Annotated in this window: 15 protein-coding genes and 1 tRNA gene; 7 read left to right on the top strand and 9 right to left on the bottom strand. The window is 46.4% G+C overall.

What is annotated here, in order from left to right; translation table 11 throughout:
* Nucleotides 1-80 precede the first annotated feature (80 nt).
* Nucleotides 81-344 (bottom strand): hypothetical protein, encoded by a 264-nt coding sequence (locus tag BQ9893_RS18430; RefSeq protein WP_075967272.1) that lies wholly within the window; start codon nt 342-344, stop codon nt 81-83.
* Between the two features lie 287 nt (nt 345-631).
* Between BQ9893_RS18430 and BQ9893_RS18425 the strand changes: the two genes are divergently transcribed.
* Both BQ9893_RS18425 and BQ9893_RS18420 read left to right on the top strand, forming a co-directional pair.
* The gene (locus tag BQ9893_RS18425; RefSeq protein ID WP_075967271.1) at nt 632-1,021 is read left to right on the top strand and encodes a response regulator; all 390 of its coding nucleotides are present in this window, start codon (nt 632-634) and stop codon (nt 1,019-1,021) included.
* Nucleotides 1,022-1,259: 238 nt separating this feature from the next.
* Nucleotides 1,260-1,535, top strand: a complete 276-nt coding sequence (locus BQ9893_RS18420; protein WP_075967270.1) for an HU family DNA-binding protein — start codon at nt 1,260-1,262, stop codon at nt 1,533-1,535.
* A gap of 60 nt (nt 1,536-1,595) precedes the next feature.
* On the opposite strand, the gene BQ9893_RS18415 is transcribed toward BQ9893_RS18420, so the two are convergent.
* The 3 genes from BQ9893_RS18415 to alaS all read right to left on the bottom strand — a co-directional run bounded on the left by BQ9893_RS18415 (nt 1,596) and on the right by alaS (nt 5,524).
* A tRNA-Pro gene (locus tag BQ9893_RS18415) sits at nt 1,596-1,670 on the bottom strand.
* 36 nt (nt 1,671-1,706) lie between these two features.
* Nucleotides 1,707-2,771, bottom strand: coding sequence for a 3-dehydroquinate synthase (aroB, locus tag BQ9893_RS18410; protein ID WP_075967269.1), 1,065 nt, complete (start codon nt 2,769-2,771; stop codon nt 1,707-1,709).
* A gap of 125 nt (nt 2,772-2,896) precedes the next feature.
* Entirely contained in the window at nt 2,897-5,524 is a 2,628-nt protein-coding gene (gene alaS, locus BQ9893_RS18405) for an alanine--tRNA ligase (RefSeq protein ID WP_075967268.1), read from the bottom strand.
* A gap of 97 nt (nt 5,525-5,621) precedes the next feature.
* On the opposite strand from alaS, the gene BQ9893_RS18400 reads away from it, so the two are divergent.
* From BQ9893_RS18400 to BQ9893_RS18390, 3 genes are all read left to right on the top strand, one after another.
* The gene (locus BQ9893_RS18400) at nt 5,622-6,605 is read left to right on the top strand and encodes a M23 family metallopeptidase (protein ID WP_075967267.1); all 984 of its coding nucleotides are present in this window, start codon (nt 5,622-5,624) and stop codon (nt 6,603-6,605) included.
* A 15-nt stretch (nt 6,606-6,620) separates the two neighbouring features.
* Nucleotides 6,621-6,977: a MerR family transcriptional regulator gene (locus tag BQ9893_RS18395; RefSeq protein WP_075967266.1), complete on the top strand. Its 357-nt coding sequence runs from the start codon at nt 6,621-6,623 to the stop codon at nt 6,975-6,977.
* 86 nt (nt 6,978-7,063) lie between these two features.
* Nucleotides 7,064-7,459, top strand: a complete 396-nt coding sequence (locus BQ9893_RS18390; RefSeq protein ID WP_075967265.1) for a DUF3127 domain-containing protein — start codon at nt 7,064-7,066, stop codon at nt 7,457-7,459.
* A 71-nt stretch (nt 7,460-7,530) separates the two neighbouring features.
* Here the strand turns inward: BQ9893_RS18390 and BQ9893_RS18385 are convergent, their stop codons facing one another.
* The 5 genes from BQ9893_RS18385 to BQ9893_RS18365 form a co-directional block, all read right to left on the bottom strand.
* Nucleotides 7,531-9,825, bottom strand: coding sequence for a RelA/SpoT family protein (locus BQ9893_RS18385; protein ID WP_075967264.1), 2,295 nt, complete (start codon nt 9,823-9,825; stop codon nt 7,531-7,533).
* 88 nt (nt 9,826-9,913) lie between these two features.
* Nucleotides 9,914-11,455, bottom strand: a complete 1,542-nt coding sequence (locus BQ9893_RS18380) for a lytic transglycosylase domain-containing protein (protein ID WP_075967263.1) — start codon at nt 11,453-11,455, stop codon at nt 9,914-9,916.
* A 4-nt stretch (nt 11,456-11,459) separates the two neighbouring features.
* On the bottom strand, nt 11,460-12,173 hold the full coding sequence (locus BQ9893_RS18375; protein WP_075967262.1) for a DUF5683 domain-containing protein: 714 nt from the start codon (nt 12,171-12,173) through the stop codon (nt 11,460-11,462).
* Nucleotides 12,170-13,057: a ParB/RepB/Spo0J family partition protein gene (locus tag BQ9893_RS18370; RefSeq protein ID WP_075967261.1), complete on the bottom strand. Its 888-nt coding sequence runs from the start codon at nt 13,055-13,057 to the stop codon at nt 12,170-12,172. Before BQ9893_RS18370 ends, BQ9893_RS18375 begins: the two co-directional genes overlap by 4 nt.
* Before the next feature lie 11 nt (nt 13,058-13,068).
* On the bottom strand, nt 13,069-13,833 hold the full coding sequence (locus tag BQ9893_RS18365; RefSeq protein WP_075967260.1) for a ParA family protein: 765 nt from the start codon (nt 13,831-13,833) through the stop codon (nt 13,069-13,071).
* Nucleotides 13,834-14,712: 879 nt separating this feature from the next.
* Here BQ9893_RS18365 and BQ9893_RS22460 point away from each other — a divergent pair.
* Both BQ9893_RS22460 and BQ9893_RS18355 read left to right on the top strand, forming a co-directional pair.
* Nucleotides 14,713-17,370 carry a DUF6383 domain-containing protein gene (locus BQ9893_RS22460; protein WP_139322622.1) on the top strand — a complete coding sequence of 886 codons (2,658 nt, stop codon included), beginning with the start codon at nt 14,713-14,715 and terminating at the stop codon, nt 17,368-17,370.
* Nucleotides 17,371-17,533: 163 nt separating this feature from the next.
* Complete coding sequence (locus tag BQ9893_RS18355) at nt 17,534-17,854, top strand: hypothetical protein (protein ID WP_139322621.1); 321 nt, start codon at nt 17,534-17,536, stop codon at nt 17,852-17,854.
* Nucleotides 17,855-17,862 lie beyond the last annotated feature (8 nt).

Here is a 17,862-nt window from a genome sequence, read left to right as displayed (position 1 = left end):
TTTCAGATAAAAAGAAAAGGAGATGTCCACACGGATATCTCCTTTTTTATTGCTTGAAAAAAAGAATGGAGAGAGTTCTCTTAGTCCACCTCCTTGATCTCTTCTTCTACCCGTTCCTGTTCACCGTAATAGTTACAACTTTCACCAATGCCCAACAAAGCGTTTATCTCATGACGTTTGTCCAAGTCGGTAAAATAGGCGTCCACAACTTTATAAATATCGAATCCGTCCGTAGAACCAGCAGCCAGATTCAATGATTCTACCAATTTGCCTGTAGCTTTGCGAATTTCAGCTTTACTAATCAAATGAAATTCATTGTTGTGAATTAATTGACTCTTTCCCATGATGTTTGATTTTAAAGTTATACATGTTTTTCGTTAATAACCATTCCCGAAAACGGCAAGTTCAATCTCTCCGTTTCGTTTAACGCACTAAATATACAAACATCCTCGGATCTTTCAACCTTTCGGACCTTTTATTTTCAACAAACAGGAAAAATGAATCCGATCCCGGCTTCACGATATTCAATGGCGAACAAGAACAATCGATCCATAAAATAGAGAATAAGTCCAAATCTATTTGCTCATGTGAAAATTAATACTGAAATTTGTTCATAGCAAATATAAAAAATATGGGGACGAACGAAGACAACTACAATGTAACTATTCTGGTCGCAGAAGACGAGGAAAGCAATTTCCTGCTATTAAAAACCATTCTAAAAAGACACTGTAATGTGCTGCAAGCCAGAACAGGCTTGGAACTATTGAGGATTTTTGAAGAAAAAGGGGCGGACATGATTTTACTGGATATAAAAATGCCGGAAATGAATGGGATCGATGCTCTGAAAGAAATCAGAAAGAAAAACTCACAAATACCCGTTATCATGCAGTCTGCTTACGCTTTCGAGAACGATATGGAAGCTGCCCGTGCCGCTGGTAGCAACGGATTTATCACCAAACCCATCAATATTGTCGAACTGAAAAGAACCATTTCTAAATTTTTGCCACAAATCACCTGGTGAAAACCTTAGTTTCTGTATATTGTAAAAAAACATAATGGCCATAACTATTGTTACGGTTCTTATGTTTTTTCCTTTTAGCCCGATTCCTTAACAGCCATACCTTCTCCCGGATTTTTAGAGAAATCTTTTCCCTTTAATGATACGATCCACATTAAAATTCTTTAGAATTTATCCTTAAACAAAAAGCGACCTTTCCGGTTAAAGGCATGGGTGAAATTATTAGCGATATAATATAAACATGAACAGAAGTCAATTTATCGACATCCTGTCCAAGAGAACAGGATTAGACAAAAAGGATGTCAAACGGACAATCGATGAAATGCAAAAGCTAATTGTCCAGGAGATCAAAGAAGGTCAAAGAATCTGCCTGCATGGTTTCGGCTCATTCAAACCCCGTTTTCAATCCAGCCGTCCTGCACGTAACCTGAAAAACGGGACAACCGTACAACTGCCTCCCAGAACCATCATTCATTTCAAATGCGCTCCCCACCTGCTGGAGGAGGTAAACAAATAAAGAAATAAAAAAGAGGCTTACTTTTACAAGTAAGCCTCTTTTTTATTTGCTCAGCTATTGTCGGGGTGAGAAGATTCGAACTTCCGACCACACGCCCCCCAGACGCGTACTCTAACCGGGCTGAGCTACACCCCGCTTTTGTTTTACGGCTGCAAAGGTAAAAAGTTTTCGTTATATTCCAAAGCTTTCACGATAAAAATCCAGAGATTCGAGGATTTTCTCTTTGCTCACCTGCTGATTAATCCGGACATCGCCTACTTGAGAAAGCAGAGTAAAGTTAATGATTCCCGCTTCATTCTTCTTATCGTGTGTCATCAACTCGTATAAGGTATCATAATCCTTGCAATCGAACACGAAAGCCGGATAATACTCCTTCAAATAATAAACGACCTGGCTCAGTTTATCCATCGGAAAATCGCATACCTTATGAGACAGATACAATTCGCTGACAATACCGGCGGCAACGGCATGACCATGCAGCAAAGGGCGGTTCTTCTTAAAGGACAGGCTTTCGTAGGCATGGCCAATCGTATGGCCGAAGTTCAACGCCTTACGGATGCCATGTTCTTTCGGGTCTTCCTCCACGATACGTTCTTTTACGGCTACCGACTGGGCGACCATCTTGTTCAGAAAAGCATAATCGATTTTCGCATCAAGATCGAACAACAGGACGGAAGTATAAATATCCATTGAACTGATAAGCGCATGCTTGATCATTTCGGCATAACCGGAAAGCAAGTTGTCGCGATCGAGCGTACGCAGGAACTCACAATCGATAAAGACACATTCGGGGGGATAGAAAGAACCGATCTCGTTCTTCAAACCGTTGAAGTTTACTCCGGTCTTTCCTCCTACAGCCGCATCGACGGAGGCCATCAGGGTAGTCGGGATATTGACGGTCCGCAGCCCACGCTTGAAAGTCGCGCCTGCAAAGCCTCCCATATCGGTAATCATGCCACCACCCAGATTGACTAAAAGCGAGTTGCGGGAAGCTCCTTCATTCGACAGGTGAGACCAGATAGAAGCGACCTGTTCGATGTTTTTATGCGTATCGCCCGCCTGTACCGTAATGACCGGGGCATTCTGCAAGGCAGGAATATCTTTTATCAGCGGGTAACATTTTTCTTGCGTATTCGTATCGGTCAGGATAAAGAGTTTATCATAACTCAGTGAAGCAAAGAACGCCTGCAAATCGGCTTTGAGATCCTTGCTGATTACTACTTTTTGAGCGGCCATAATGTCCTTTTTTATTATAATCTTTACGACAAAGGTATTATATGTTATCCGATTATCAAAACAGGGGGGAAAAAATTTCCCCTGCAGGGACAATCATCTCATGCAGGGGAAACATCTCTTTTTTCTTATTTCAGGCCGGCCGCGTCCAAGATATGTTCGACGGCTTCGCCCAGTCCGGCCACATTCTTACCACCGGCTGTTGCAAAATGAGGCTGCCCGCCTCCGCCACCTTGTATCAGTTTGGCGGCTTCTTTCACCAGTTTGCCGGCATTCAAACCTTCGGCTACCAACGGTTCGCTCAGCATGACCATCAATGCACACTTCTCTCCGTCTTTGATTCCTGCCACAAAGAAGACCTTTTCGTCCGTATTGCTTTCGCCTTTGATCTGGAAAGCCAAATCCTTGATTGCATCAACATTGGCTTCACCACGGAACACAATAACTTTCACCCCGTTACGCTCAACAGCTTTAGCAATCAACTCTTTTTTCAACTGCTGGACTTTTTCTTTCAGATAATCGCCTACCTGCTTTTTCAGTTCGGCATTCTCTTCGATAGCCTTCTTGATGGTTTGAGACAGATTCGGCACATTATTGAACATCGCACGCAGTTCACGCAAAGAATCTTGCAACATGAAGGTGTAGTTTTCAGCCGCTTCGGCCGTTACCGCTTCAATACGGCGCACACCTGCCGCGATAGAACTTTCGCCAACCACACGCAGGGAACCGATCATGCCGGTTGCTGGGATATGCGTACCACCGCACAACTCGATAGAGTTGCCATATTTGACCACACGGACTTCATCACCATATTTTTCACCGAACAGAGCCATAGCACCCAATGCTTTCGCTTCGGCGATCGGCATATTGCGATGTTCTTCCAACGGATAGTTGGCACGGATCTTTTCGCTCACCAGCTTTTCCACCTTACGGATTTCCTCGTCCGTCACTTTCTGGAAATGGGAGAAGTCAAAACGCAGAGAGTCGGGAGATACATAAGAACCTTTCTGCTCGACATGTGTTCCTAAAACCTCACGCAACGCCTCGTGCAACAGGTGAGTGGCAGAGTGGTTGCATTCACACTGGATGCGCTTCTTCTCGTTGATCTTGGCAGTGAAAGTCGCCGTCACATCTTTCGGCAATTTAGTTACCAGATGGACAGGAAGGTTGTTTTCGCGTTTCGTATCGATCACATCGACCGTCTCGTCGTCGGCAATCAACCAGCCGGTATCGCCGACCTGTCCGCCCATCTCTGCATAGAACGGAGTCTGGTCCAGGACGATCTGATATAATACCTTATTCTTCTGCTTGATCTGGCGGTAACGCAGGATTTCGGCATCACATTCGAACAAGTCGTAACCAACGAAGTTCGATCCGCCTTCCTTCAGCACCACCCAGTCGCCGGTTTCGATAGCGGCAGCGTTGCGGGCACGGTCTTTCTGCTTCTGCATCTCGACGTTAAATTCGTCGATGTTGGCTTCCATACCGTTTTCACGAAGGATCAACTCGGTCAAATCCAACGGGAATCCGTACGTATCATAGAGTGTAAAGGCATCTACGCCGCTGATCATGTTCTTTCCGGCAGCCTTTGTTTCTTCCATCTTCTTATCCAGCAAACGTATACCGGTTTCCAACGTACGCAGGAAAGATTCTTCCTCTTCCTTGATCACCTTTTCGATCAGCGTCTTCTGCGCGATCAGTTCGGGATAAGCATCTCCCATTGTCTCGATCAACACGGGCAACAGCTTATACATAAAGGATTCCTTGCGATTCAGGAACGTATAGCCGTAACGGACGGCGCGACGCAGGATCCGGCGGATGACATAGCCAGCCTTTGCATTGGAAGGCAGCTGTCCGTCCGTGATCGCAAAAGCAATCGTACGGATATGGTCGGCGATTACGCGCATGGCCACATCCTGCTGTTTGTCCTTGCCGTAAGAAGTTCCTGCCATATCGGCAATCACTTTGATAATCGGCTGGAAAACATCCGTATCATAGTTGGATGTCTTACCCTGCAAAGCCATGCAGAGACGTTCGAATCCCATACCGGTATCGATCACACGGGCTGGCAGCGGTTCGAGCGAGCCGTCGGCCTTGCGGTTATATTGCATGAACACTAAGTTCCAGATTTCAATCACCTGCGGATGGTCTTTATTCACCATCTCCTGACCGGGGATAGCGGCACGTTCTTCTTCCGAACGGAGGTCGATATGGATTTCGGAGCAAGGACCGCAAGGACCCGTATCGCCCATCTCCCAGAAATTATCATGTTTGTTACCATTGATGATATGAGCTTTCGGCAGGAACTTTTCCCAATAGCCGGCAGCCTCGTCGTCACGAGAAAGGCCTTCGGCCGGACTTCCTTCGAACACGGTTGCATACAAACGGTCGGGGTTCAGTTTCAGCACTTCTACCAAGTATTCCCATGCCCAACCGATCGCTTCCTGTTTGAAATAGTCACCAAACGACCAGTTTCCCAACATCTCAAACATGGTGTGGTGGTACGTGTCGTGTCCTACCTCTTCCAGGTCGTTATGTTTGCCACTCACACGAAGACACTTTTGTGAATCCGCGACACGTGGATATTTACGGGGTACGTTTCCCAGGATTATATCTTTGAACTGGTTCATACCTGCATTGGTAAACATCAATGTAGGGTCGCCCTTCACAACCATTGGAGCAGAAGGCACAATCTGGTGCTGCTTGGAAGCGAAGAAGTCTTTAAATGATTCACGGATTTCTTTTGCTGTCAACATAATCTATTCTATATAGTCTCGTTAATATTCTGAAAAACAATTTGCAAAAGTACAGCAAATTATTATTTTTGCACGTATTCAAGCAAAAAAATATTTGATGAAACTATTTAAAAACAGAAAAACATATTACTTATATAACCCAAACACGCTCAGTTACGAACGTGTTTACCCTTCCGTCAAGGACCGCTTCTTCGGTGTGCTCCGCCACCTGAGCATCGGGATTGTGGTCGGAGCAGGTATTTTCTTTATCTTCTCACGCACGTTCGACTCGCCTGTCGAATCGCTTTTAAAGAAAGAGAACAAGCTGTTGCAGACGCAATACGAAGTGCTTTCGTTGCGCCTGAACACTGCGCTGGAAGTCCTGGATGACATACAGCAACGCGATGAAAACCTGTACCGGGCAATCTTCCAGGCGGAATCGATCCCCGAATCCGTCCGCAAATCCGGCTTCGGCGGGACCAACCGGTATGAACATCTGATGAGCCTGTCCAATTCGGAGCTGGTCGTTTCGACCACCCGCAAGATGGATATGCTGAGCAAACAGCTCTATATCCAATCCAACTCGCTGGACGAACTCATCACCTTGGGCAAGAACCAAGAAGAACGAAGCAAATGCATCCCCGCCATACAGCCGATTGCCAATAAGGACCTGAAACGCACGGCATCCGGCTATGGCGTACGTATCGACCCGATCTACCGTACTCCCCGCTTCCACTCCGGTATGGACTTTTCCGCCAAAGTGGGTACGGAAATCTATGCCACCGGCGACGGAGTCGTCACTTTTGCCGCATGGAAACAAGGATACGGAAACTGTCTGATGATCGACCACGGTCATGGTTTCCAGACACTTTACGGCCATATGAGCAAATACCGCGCACGCGTCGGCCAGAAAGTCAAGCGCGGAGAAGTGATCGGGGAAGTGGGCAACACCGGAAAATCCACCGGCCCGCACCTGCACTACGAGGTGATTGTCCGTGGCAAGTACGACAACCCGTCCAAATACTACTATATGGACCTGACTCCGGAAGAATACGACCGTATGATACAGATTGCGGAAAATCACGGCCAGGTTATGGATTAAACATTGTTTAATACGATGGCATTAAATAAAGATAAAAATCCAAAGCTCTATTTCTCCATCAGCGAGGTGGCACAAATGTTCGACGTCAACGAGTCTACCCTGCGTTTCTGGGAGAAAGAATTCGACCAGATCAACCCACGCAAGACCGGCAAAGGGACCCGCTCATACCGGAAAGAAGACATCGACGCCATACGTCTGGTCTACCACTTGGTGAAAGAAAGGGGAATGACACTGGCTGGCGCCCGGCAAAAGCTGAAAGAGAATCCGGAAACGACGATACGCCATGAAGAGATCGTAAACAGGTTGAAGCAGATCAAGGAAGAACTGCTCGCCATGAAAGATGCATTCGATGCTTTAGAAGCGTCCAAATAGCTTCTGCATACAAAAACGGCTTTAAAGAATTAGCTTGTTACGCCGGAAAATCGTACCTTCGCACTCAATTTATAAAAACAAGAGACATGGAAATTACGGGAAGAATCATCGCAGTACTGCCGGTTCAAGGCGGTATCAGCAAAAACGGAAACGAGTGGAAAAAGCAGGAATATGTCCTGGAAACACATGATCAATATCCGAAGAAAGTATGCTTCCAGATTTTCGGTGCAGACCGCATCGACCAGGCAGCCATACAGCCCGGAGAAGAACTTACAGTATATTTCGACATAGACAGCCGCGAATATCAAGGACGTTGGTTTACGAATATCAACGCCTGGAAAGTGGAACGTCCGACGGCCGCCGCTCCCCAGTCAGCACCGGGAGCCATGATTCCTGAAAACGCAGTACCGGCATCCGCCCCTGCAGCATCCGCTGTTCCGGATTTCGGCCCGGCCAATCCGATAGACGATCTGCCTTTCTAATATCTAATAAAGAAAGAGGTGGTGTGTCAAGCACGGGACAAGGCCGTTTTTCACACACCACCTTTTTCGGCTTAGTCTGCCACACGGGCCACAGACTGGATATTCTTTATCTTGGACAGGACTACGCACATCCGCTGGATATCCTCCACATCGTGCACTTTCATCTTCACTTTTCCTTCGAACACACCGTCTTTCGCCTCGATCAGCAGGCGGATGATATTGACATTGAAATCGTCGGAAATCGTACGGGTAATCGTATTCAAAACCCCAATCGAGTCAATACCCTTAATCTCAAGCGTTGCCTCGAACGAAGAATGATGGCTGCTCCATTCCGTATTCAGGATACGTTCACCAAAACTGCTTTTCAAGCGCATGGCTATCGGGCAGGAACGTTTGTGGACTACCACGTTGCCATCGTCGTTGATAAAGCCTAACGACTCGTCACCCGGAATCGGTTTACAGCAATCGGCAATGACATAATTGCGTTCAAAAGCCTCCTCTTTCAGGATATAAGGTTTCTTCTTGTCATATTTCGGTTTCTCTTTCGGCTGTTCTTCCTCTTCTCTCTTTCCGGATGTTGCTTTCGTTGCCACGCGGAGCGCCTGCTTGACATATTTAAAGAGGACATTGTCCGTTTTCTCTTTCAACAGTTTATGGATATTTTCCGGCAGGATCACATCTCCTTTCTCTACCGCATAGTAGAATTCTTCCCGTTTGGAGAAACCGTAATACATGCACAACTTGTCGATATTGGATGTGTTGGCCTCCAAATTATTACGCTTGAAAGCATCGATCACTTTAATCTCACCTTCTTTGGCAGCCTCTTTACGGACCTTTTTCAGGTAAGCATCGATTCTTGCACGCGCCCTTGCCGTCGTGACGAAATTCAACCATTCCGGCTGCGGGTTCTGCGAACGGGAGGTCAGGATCTCCACCTGGTCGCCACTTGCCAACTGATGGCTGAGCGGCACCAAACGATGGTTGACTTTCGCACCGATACATTTGTTTCCGATGTCCGAGTGAAGGGCATATCCGAAATCCAGAGCCGTAGCTCCTTGAGGCAAAGTCTTGATATCGCCTTTCGGAGTAAAGACAAATATCTCGGAGGTAAAAAGATTCAGTTTGATCGTGTCGAGGAAGTCCAAAGCATTCGGATCCGGGCTTTCCAGTATCTCGGTGATGGTCTGCAACCATTTGTCGAGCTCCGTATCCTCCTCTATGTTATGCTCCTTATATTTCCAATGGGCAGCAAAGCCCTTCTCGGCGATCTCGTCCATTCGGCGGCTGCGGATCTGTATCTCCACCCATTGCCCGTCAGGTCCCATCACGGTCAGGTGCAACGCCTGGTACCCGTTGGCTTTCGGACGGCTCACCCAGTCGCGGATACGGTCCGGACGGATACGGTAGATATCCGTGATGGCGGAATAGATATCCCAACACTGGTTCTTCTCGTCCACCCCCGGCAGCGGGTCGAAGATGATACGGACGGCGTATATATCGTATATGTCTTCAAAACTGACCCCTTTGCTCTCCATCTTGTTCCAAATGGAATAGGCGGATTTCACACGGGCACGCATTTCGTAGTGGAGCCCCATCTCCTTCAACTTCTTGTCTACCGGCACGGCAAAATGCTCGAACAAGGTGTTACGGGCTGCTTCCGTAGATTTCAGTTTCAGGTTGATAAAGGCATATTCCTGCGGATGTTCATACTTGAAGCTCAGGTCTTCCAATTCCGTCTTGATGGAGAAAAGCCCCAGACGGTGTGCCAGAGGGGCATAGAGGTAAAGCGTCTCACCGGCTATCTTGAATTGCTTTGCGGGCAACATAGAGCCCAGCGTGCGCATGTTATGGAGACGGTCGGCAATCTTGATCAGGATTACCCGAATATCATCACTCATCGTCAGCAGCAACTTACGGAAATTCTCTGCCTGCGCCGATGCCTGTTCACCGAATATACCGCCGGATATCTTCGTCAGGCCGTCCACGATCTGGGCGATCTTCTCGCCGAACATATCCTTTATATCTTCCACCGTGTACTCGGTGTCCTCCACCACATCGTGCAACAGAGCCGAACAAATAGATGTGGACCCCAGTCCCATCTCGCGGCAAACAATACGTGCCACGGCTATCGGGTGCATGATGTAAGGCTCGCCCGAACGACGTTTCACACCGGCATGTGCCTGGTTGGCAAAGTTAAACGCTTTGGTTATGCGCTCCACCTTACGCCGGTGATTTGAATTAAGATAATCCTGCAGCAGCGCGTTGAAGCCATCCTGAATCATCTGCTCGTCGGCCGAGAGAGCGGGTTTCGCCTGCTGGTCCGGCTGCGTGTCTGCTGTGTCTTTTGTATCATTTATGTCGCTCATATCGAATGCCCTCCCGTATTTTAAAACGTGTATGTAGGCAAATATATGGAAATATTTGCTTATATATCCCCGAAAGCGACAGAAAAAGTTAGACGACCGGTATTTTCAGGACTTGTCCCGGCCGGATATCGGCATTTGTCAGCCCGTTGGCTTTCTGCAAGTCTTCTGTCGATACACCCGGATACTTCTTGGCAATGGAGTAAAGGGAATCACCGGACTGCACTTTATAAGTCTGGCTTTTGCCTGAAACGCGAGCCGTCTGGTTGCTTCCGGTAGCGACAGGAGTCGCCTTCTGCCCTGTTTTAGCAGTCTCCGCTTTCTTAGCCTTAGTTGAAGCAAAAGCGACACCTCCGTTATCGACATGCAGATGCAGGCGGCGGCCTTTGGCAACGCGGTTGGAACTGAGCCCGTTCCATTTACGGATATCCTTCGGAGTAACGCCATAGCGGTTTGCGATGGTATAGATATTCTCACCGGAGGCTACCACATGGGTTATTTTCTCAAGCGTGAGATTCTTGGATCCGTCAGCGGCGTTGACCGGCACGCAATCGGCCAGCAACTCTTCTATACGATGCGTGTAGACCGAATCTTCCTTGTCGACAAACGAATAGGTCTGCGAGGCTGGAAGCTTCAACACGGAAGGTTCCGTATTCCCCGGAATGATGTCGCGTTTATATTGCGGGTTGAGGGCGCGAAGCTGTTCGATGTCGATCCCCAGCACATCGGAAACCTGCTGCAAGTGAAGCATGCTTTTCACCATAACCGTATCGGTCGCCAACGGCAGACTGGTCTGCATCGGGCAGATATTATGTTCACAATAATAGTTCATGATGTAATTGGCGGCGATAAACAGCGGCACATACGAACGGGTTTCGCGGGGCAAGTAGCGGAAGATCTCCCAGAAGTCAGTCTTTCCTCCTGAACGGCGTATCGCTTTGTTCACATTGCCCGGACCGCAGTTATAGGAAGCCAGCACCAGGTTCCAGTCGCCATAGATGGCATACATATCTTCGAAATACTTACAGGCGGCCTCGGTCGCCTTTTCCGGATCACGCCGCTCGTCCAACAGACTGTTGATCTCCAGACCATATATCTTGCCGGTCGGAAGCATGAACTGCCACAACCCGCAAGCGCCCACACGGGAAAGGGCTACCGGATTCAGGGCACTTTCGACAACGGCCAGATACTTCAACTCCAAAGGCAGGTTATGTTTGTCGAGCACCTGTTCGATAATGGGAAAATAGAAATCCGCCATTCCCAACATATAGCGTACCAGGTCACGCTTGCGTCCTGCATACAGGTCGATGCAGTCCCTCACCACCTCGTTATAAGGCAAATGGATCACACTCGGAAGACGCTCCAAGCGTTCTTCATAAACAGAATCGGAGAAATAGACATTCTCCACATCATCGTGGCAATACTCATCCACCTTCGAGAAGTATTGCACATGCCAGGAATGGAGCAAACTATCCACGTTTGCATCGAGGCTTTCAGGTATCAAGCCCACCACGTCAGACAACGAGTCTGTCGATAATGTCGAATACTGCGGTTCACCCGCTATAGGTTCCTGTGCACGGGAAACCTGCATCAGGCAAAACAGGCAGAACAGGATAAGTAGATTTTTATTCATGATGTCAGAACTTAAAACTGCAATTCAATCCATACGAACCCGGCGTATAGCGGGTCTTCGGGGTCACCTCCGGCGACCAGTGCATACTCAGGTCCGGAGAAATGTCGAAGTCGAACAGCTGGGCATCCACATACGCGTCGATAATACTGATCGCATACACCCCGACCGTAATGATAATACTCAAATCCCTGTAACGGCGGAAGTAGTCTTTCCGGCGCTTCAGGTTTTCCTGAAACTGGCTGTTCGAAACATAAGTACTTTCTTCTCCGTTCCTGACAAAGATCGTCCAACTCTCCTGCCAGGGCCCTTCATACTTTTGTCCTTCTTTCTCTGCCACCAGCACCTTTTGATAGTCTGCCATGATATCGAAGTAGGCGGTCGAATAGTCCTTATAGTTCTTATTGTTCCAGGTGATGGCATACATACAGCCCATAAAGGCCCCGTATACCAGCGGGAGCTTCCAATACTTTCTGTTATATATCTGTCCCAGACCCGGCACCAACGCATAAAGCAGCGCTTTGTTCGGATCGGGTTTGAATTCCTTCAGCTTCACTTTCGGCTGCGGAAGCGAGTCGGCAGCCGAAAGCACCGCCATGACGGCCGAATCGGGAGGCATCACCGTGTCCTGCCTTGCCGTCATCGCCCCCTGCGCATAGCCGGACCATACCGAGCCGCACAGCAGGACTATTATCCATAAAATCGCTCTCCCGTTTCTCATTTCAACTTATCCAACAAGCCGATCAGTTTCTCCAATTCATCTTCTGATGCGAAGGGGATCGTTATTCTACCTTTACCTTTTTCGTTGCATACCAGTTGCACCTTGGTTTTAAAGAAACTGGACAGATGATCCCTCAGCAAGTTGAATTCCTCCGGAAGCCTCGGTTTCCGCTGGGCGGGCTTTTCCTTTTTCGCCTGTTCGAGTGTTGCCGCATCCACTCCGCCACGTACTATTTCTTCGACGTTACGGACGGACAGGCCTTCCGCCAGGATTTGTTCGTAAAGCGCCAACTGCACTTCCGGATCCTCGACCGGAAGCAGTGCACGCGCGTGCCCCATGTCGATCTTCTTATCTTTCAGTCCCACCTGTATCTCGGCCGGCAGTTTCAAGAGGCGCAGGTAATTGGCAATCGTCGCCCGCTTCTTGCCGACACGTTCGCTCAGCTTCTCCTGCGTCAGGCCGTAGCTGTCGATCAGCTTCTGATAAGCCAATGCTATTTCTATCGAATTCAGGTCTTCACGTTGGATGTTCTCGATCAGAGCCATCTCGACGACATTCTCGTCCGCCGCGGTTTTGATATAGGCGGGGATACGTTCCAATCCCGCCATCAGGGAGGCACGATACCGGCGTTCGCCGGAGATAATCATATATTTGTCCGTTCCCGTCTCTTTCAGCGTAATCGGCTGAATGACGCCCAATGAACGGATAGAGGTAGCCAGTTCTTCAAGCGTCTCTTCCTCAAAAACAGAACGGGGTTGATCCGGATTAGGCTGGATCTTACTCAGCTCTATTTCACTAATAGACGACGAACCGCCCGTTTTCAGGTCGTCCATCGTAATCAAAGCATCCAATCCGCGGCCAAGAGCCGATCTTTTCATTACCATAAGTCCTAAATCTATTTGTTTTTATCTATCAGCTCCTGTGCAAGCTGCATGTGATTAAGAGCACCTTTCGACTCGGCATCGTAAAGCAATACAGGTTTGCCGTAGCTGGAAGCTTCGCTCAATTTGACATTACGCTGAATAACGGTTGTGAAAACCAAATCCCGGAACGGACGTTTCACCTCCTCGTATATCTGGTTGGCCAGACGAAGACGCGAGTCGTACATGGTCAGCAGGAAGCCTTCGATTTCCAATGCGGGATTCAGCTTCGATTTGATAATCTTTATCGTATTCAACAATTTACTAATACCTTCCAACGCAAAATACTCACATTGCACGGGTATCATCACCGAATCGGCCGCCGTCAAGGCATTAACCGTGATCAGTCCCAAAGAGGGAGAACAGTCGATCAGGATATAATCGTATCGATCTTTCAACGGGACCAGCACTTGTTTCAATATCTGCTCCCGGTTCTCCATGTTCAGCATTTCAATCTCCGCTCCTACCAGGTCGATATGCGAAGGGATAATATCCAGCCCTTCCACTTCCGTATTGGTAATCGCGCCTTTCGGGTCGTCGCCGTTCACCAGGCATTCATAGATGGACAATTCCACACTGCGGATATCCACGCCCAGTCCCGACGAAGCGTTAGCCTGCGGATCCGCATCGACCACCAGCACTTTCTTCTCAAGTGCCGCCAACGACGCAGCCAGGTTAATCGTAGTGGTAGTCTTGCCTACCCCACCTTTCTGATTTGCTAAAGCGATAATCTTTCCCATACTTTGTCTATTTATTCGGAGGCAAAACTAAACATTAAAAACCTAACACAAATCAGTTTAAGCAAAACAATGCCCGTTTTGTTGAAAAGTCACCTTATCTGTTGATAACTTGCAAATATAAACAGAATATTTAATAACTTGTTTCAAATGAGCGCGATGGATGGTACTTTTTTAGGAATGATAACGAATCCTTGTCGTCCGGCACGACATAGCCAGCCGGAATTGCCTCAGCTAATGGCCGGATATTATTTTTTTGTTAATAACCCTTCATCGGGCCTGTAGAGTAAGAATGGACTTTCACCTGCTTATAATTTACATTTTGTTAACAACGGGAAGACTCAACAGTGGGGTTTATCCCCCAAACAGGTCGATTTCGGCTATTTCGGCAACAGAAACGGGTTGAGCGCAAATATCATGTATACAGTTGACTGACTTTCCTTTACGTGCATATTAAAGTACGCATGTACCTTAATATAAAAATCCGGAATTCAGCCTTGTGTCCGATTATTTTTCTGTTTGTAAGTTATTGGAGATAAAAAAGATAGGTATACGCTTCAAAATGACTGATGAAAACGTACGTTTAAATTCGCCATTTTTCAGCTACAAAAATACAACTACTTTTTAAACCTGCAATCCTTTCTTCCAATAAAATTTTCTTTTCTATATTCTTTCTTATCAATTAGATAGCTTAAACCGTACGAAAAACCACCTTTCCTATACAAACCCCCTAATTCCTCGAAAGAAAATGACTAAAAAAAACGTACGTTTTATCTCGTCATTATACAGGTATTTGGTTAACGCTTGTAAAACAAGGGTTTCTCCAAAAAGAAGACAATGAACATATAGATATACTATTTATTAATTAAACATTTTAGAATTATGAACAAAATTGTTTCTACTCTTGTGTGTGGAGCATTTGCTTTAGTTTCATTTTCTACCAATGCACAATATCTGAAGATTCAGACTGGTAGAGGTGAATTGGTAAAGAAAGGTGACTCCACTGTACTTGTTGCACAAAACGATCCAGCAACAATGACTGCTGCCTCTTTGTGGAAAGTGGATGTGGATTCTCGTGCGACTTCAGGTAACTTTGTTTACAAATTTACAAACAAAGCTACTAACACGACTTTGAAATTAAACGGTGAAGAATGGTTTGCCGTTGGTGACAAAGATGCCGTAAGACATCAGATGGATACATTAAACGTATCTACTCCGGTTGATTTCAAAAAATTGTTCACTGTAGAAGGTGGATTCACAATTGCTACTCGTGACAACAACTGGGGTACTTTCCCGAAGACTATCGTTCCTGACACTACGATCTATGCAGACAACGACTTGTCTTTGATTCTGGCTTTGCCGAACGACATGACTCACTGGATGTCTGTTGCAGAATTGAACCAATGTGCTAAATACATGGTTCCTTTGTTCGCACAAATGGAAGGTATCGAATTGGAAGACGCTGCTTATGAATTCGTATCAACAGCAGCTGATGCTCAAAGCACAGATACAATCTTCACAATCCAGTCCAAGACTTCCGACAAATTCTTGGCTGTAGATTCTACCAATGTAACAGAGAAATCAACTGTAAACGTAGGCGATCCTCGCCAGAATAAAGTGTTTGGTTTCAACGTAGCATTTGGTGCAGAATCTGCTTTCGATCATTTCGGTATCTTATTCAACCCGGTTAACGACAGTATCGCTGTCGCTGTTATGGATTCAGTTTTGGGTTGGGATGTCGTAAACAAAAAATTGGCTGAGAATGTAGTAAATGAAGGCGAAGCTGTTGCATGGTTGGGTAATGCCCGTTTCATCAACGACGAAGTTGAATATATCACAGTAGACAGCCTTTACAACCCGACAAACGGTATGCCTTATTGGACTCCTGCTCCTGCACAGATCGAACCGGGTCAGCCGTTGGCCGATGGCTTGTATATCCTGACTGCTAAGGATGGTAAGATTTGGGGTGTTCCGTTCGGTACAGTATGTGCAGTTGGTAGTGCAAACAATGGTAATGCACAGGCTGCTTATACAAACGAATACGTTCCTGAAAACCAGTGGATGATCACTTCTTCTTTCGAAGACGGTATCTATTCTTATAAAGCAACAAACCGTTTCTATGGTGGTAACTATAACATCAAGAAAGTAACTACTTGCGATGATACTTATTTCATTCTGAATTCAACTGATACTGTTGCCGTAAAAGCAATCGATGCTAACTATGGTTACAAAGTATTCGATGGTGACGAACTGGAATCTTCTTCTTTCACTTTAGGTTTGGTAAACAAATTGGGTGCTGAAGACGTATACATGGTTATGAACGAAGACTCTTCTTTGAACGTATTGAAGACTGACGCTCCGTTGGAATTCCGTGCTAAATTTGCAGACTCAAGAAACTTCAACTTGAATGAAGATGGTGAAAAGACATTCGCTACAGACACATTGGCAATGTATCACCTCTACACTCTGAACGCTGATGCCGACACATTGTGGATCGGTCTTATCGCAACTGAAAACAACAACAACATTACGTTGACTACAAAAGAAGACCAGCAGCTCCGTTGCTTCTACTTCAAGGCTGAAAACGAAGGTGAATACAAGATGTTGTTCAATACAAAAGGCATTGAAACAATCAATTGCAGCAACACTTCTGGTGGTTGGGCAGTACGTGTACACGAAAACGGCGGTACGACAACTTCTACACAGACTACAAACAATGATGTTTCTCTGTTCACTATCAACTACACATTGGACGACGCAGAATATGCACGTCTGGAAGCCGGTCACTATGTAATCGTTGACAACAGCAAGGGTACAGTTGACAGCGGTGACTTGTCTGAAAACGAAGTCCTGACTAAGAAAGAAAACATGGACGCTAAGTTCTTAAGCACCGGAGACAATCTGGGTAGCGTTGAAGCAATCGAAGAAAACTTCTCATTGTGGATCGACTCTGCATGTGTATCTGACGAACCGGGTCTGCGTCTGTTGCCGACTTACTACATCATGAAGGATGCTGCTATCGTAGCTGAAGGTGATTCTTTGGCAGGTGACTTCTTGACTAAGGATGGTTCTTACAAAGTTAACAACGACAGCTTGGTATTCGTAACTGGAAAAGCTAAGATCAACGACACAATGGCTAAGGCTCAGGCTGCTGACAACACATTCTTGTTCAAGCTCACTGACGTTGAAAACCAGTACACAATCCACCCGGCTAAGAACAGAAAAGCTCGTTTGGCTCAGATCAACGGTGTAGTTGTAATCTCAACAGACCAGGATGCTCTGCCTGTAGTAGTAACAAGAACTTCTGCAATCCCGACTTCTAACGAAAACGTAAAAGTTTCTAATGTTACTGTAGTAGCAGGTAAAGGCCAGTTGACTATCGCAGGCGCTGCCGGCAAGAAGGTTGTTATCTCTAACGTCTTAGGCCAGACAGTTGCTAACACAGTTATCGCTTCAGACAACGCAACAATCGCTGCTCCTGCCGGTGTAGTCGTTGTAGCTGTTGAAGGCGAAGAAGCTGTTAAAGCGATCGTTAAATGACAATTCTATTAATAACAAGTAGATAAAAACTTGATATTACCAAATAATCTTCGGTTACGCGGACTAATCATCCAATTACCCTGCGACAGGCGAACAAGTAACCAAGTTTAATATTAATAATACTAAAGTATATTGAATTTAAAATTCAAGTATCCTTTCTCCTGTGAAGGACGAAGGCATACAATCAATAAGGGAGAAAACGAAGCCGTTTTCTCCCTTATTTCGTTTTAGCCTTTTGGGAGAGTTCGTCTCTGAGCGAAAACACCATGATCCTATCTTGTTTCATGATAATAATAACAAGGCGATTGCCTCTTCCGGCAACGCCATAAAAGTTTCGACCGGTAAAAAAGTTTCAGCAAAAATTTTTCTTGAAACTAAAGTTTCATCCGAGGAAACTTTTGTTTCACCCGAGGAAACTTTTGTTTCGATACGAGAAAATAAGAAAGGATTCCCTTGTTGGGGGAATTATAAGGATGCCTTTTAATGGAGAGG

Source organism: Parabacteroides massiliensis (genome assembly GCF_900155425.1).
Lineage (GTDB): Bacteria > Bacteroidota > Bacteroidia > Bacteroidales > Tannerellaceae > Parabacteroides > Parabacteroides massiliensis.
This window is presented reverse-complemented; position numbering and strand designations above follow the sequence as displayed.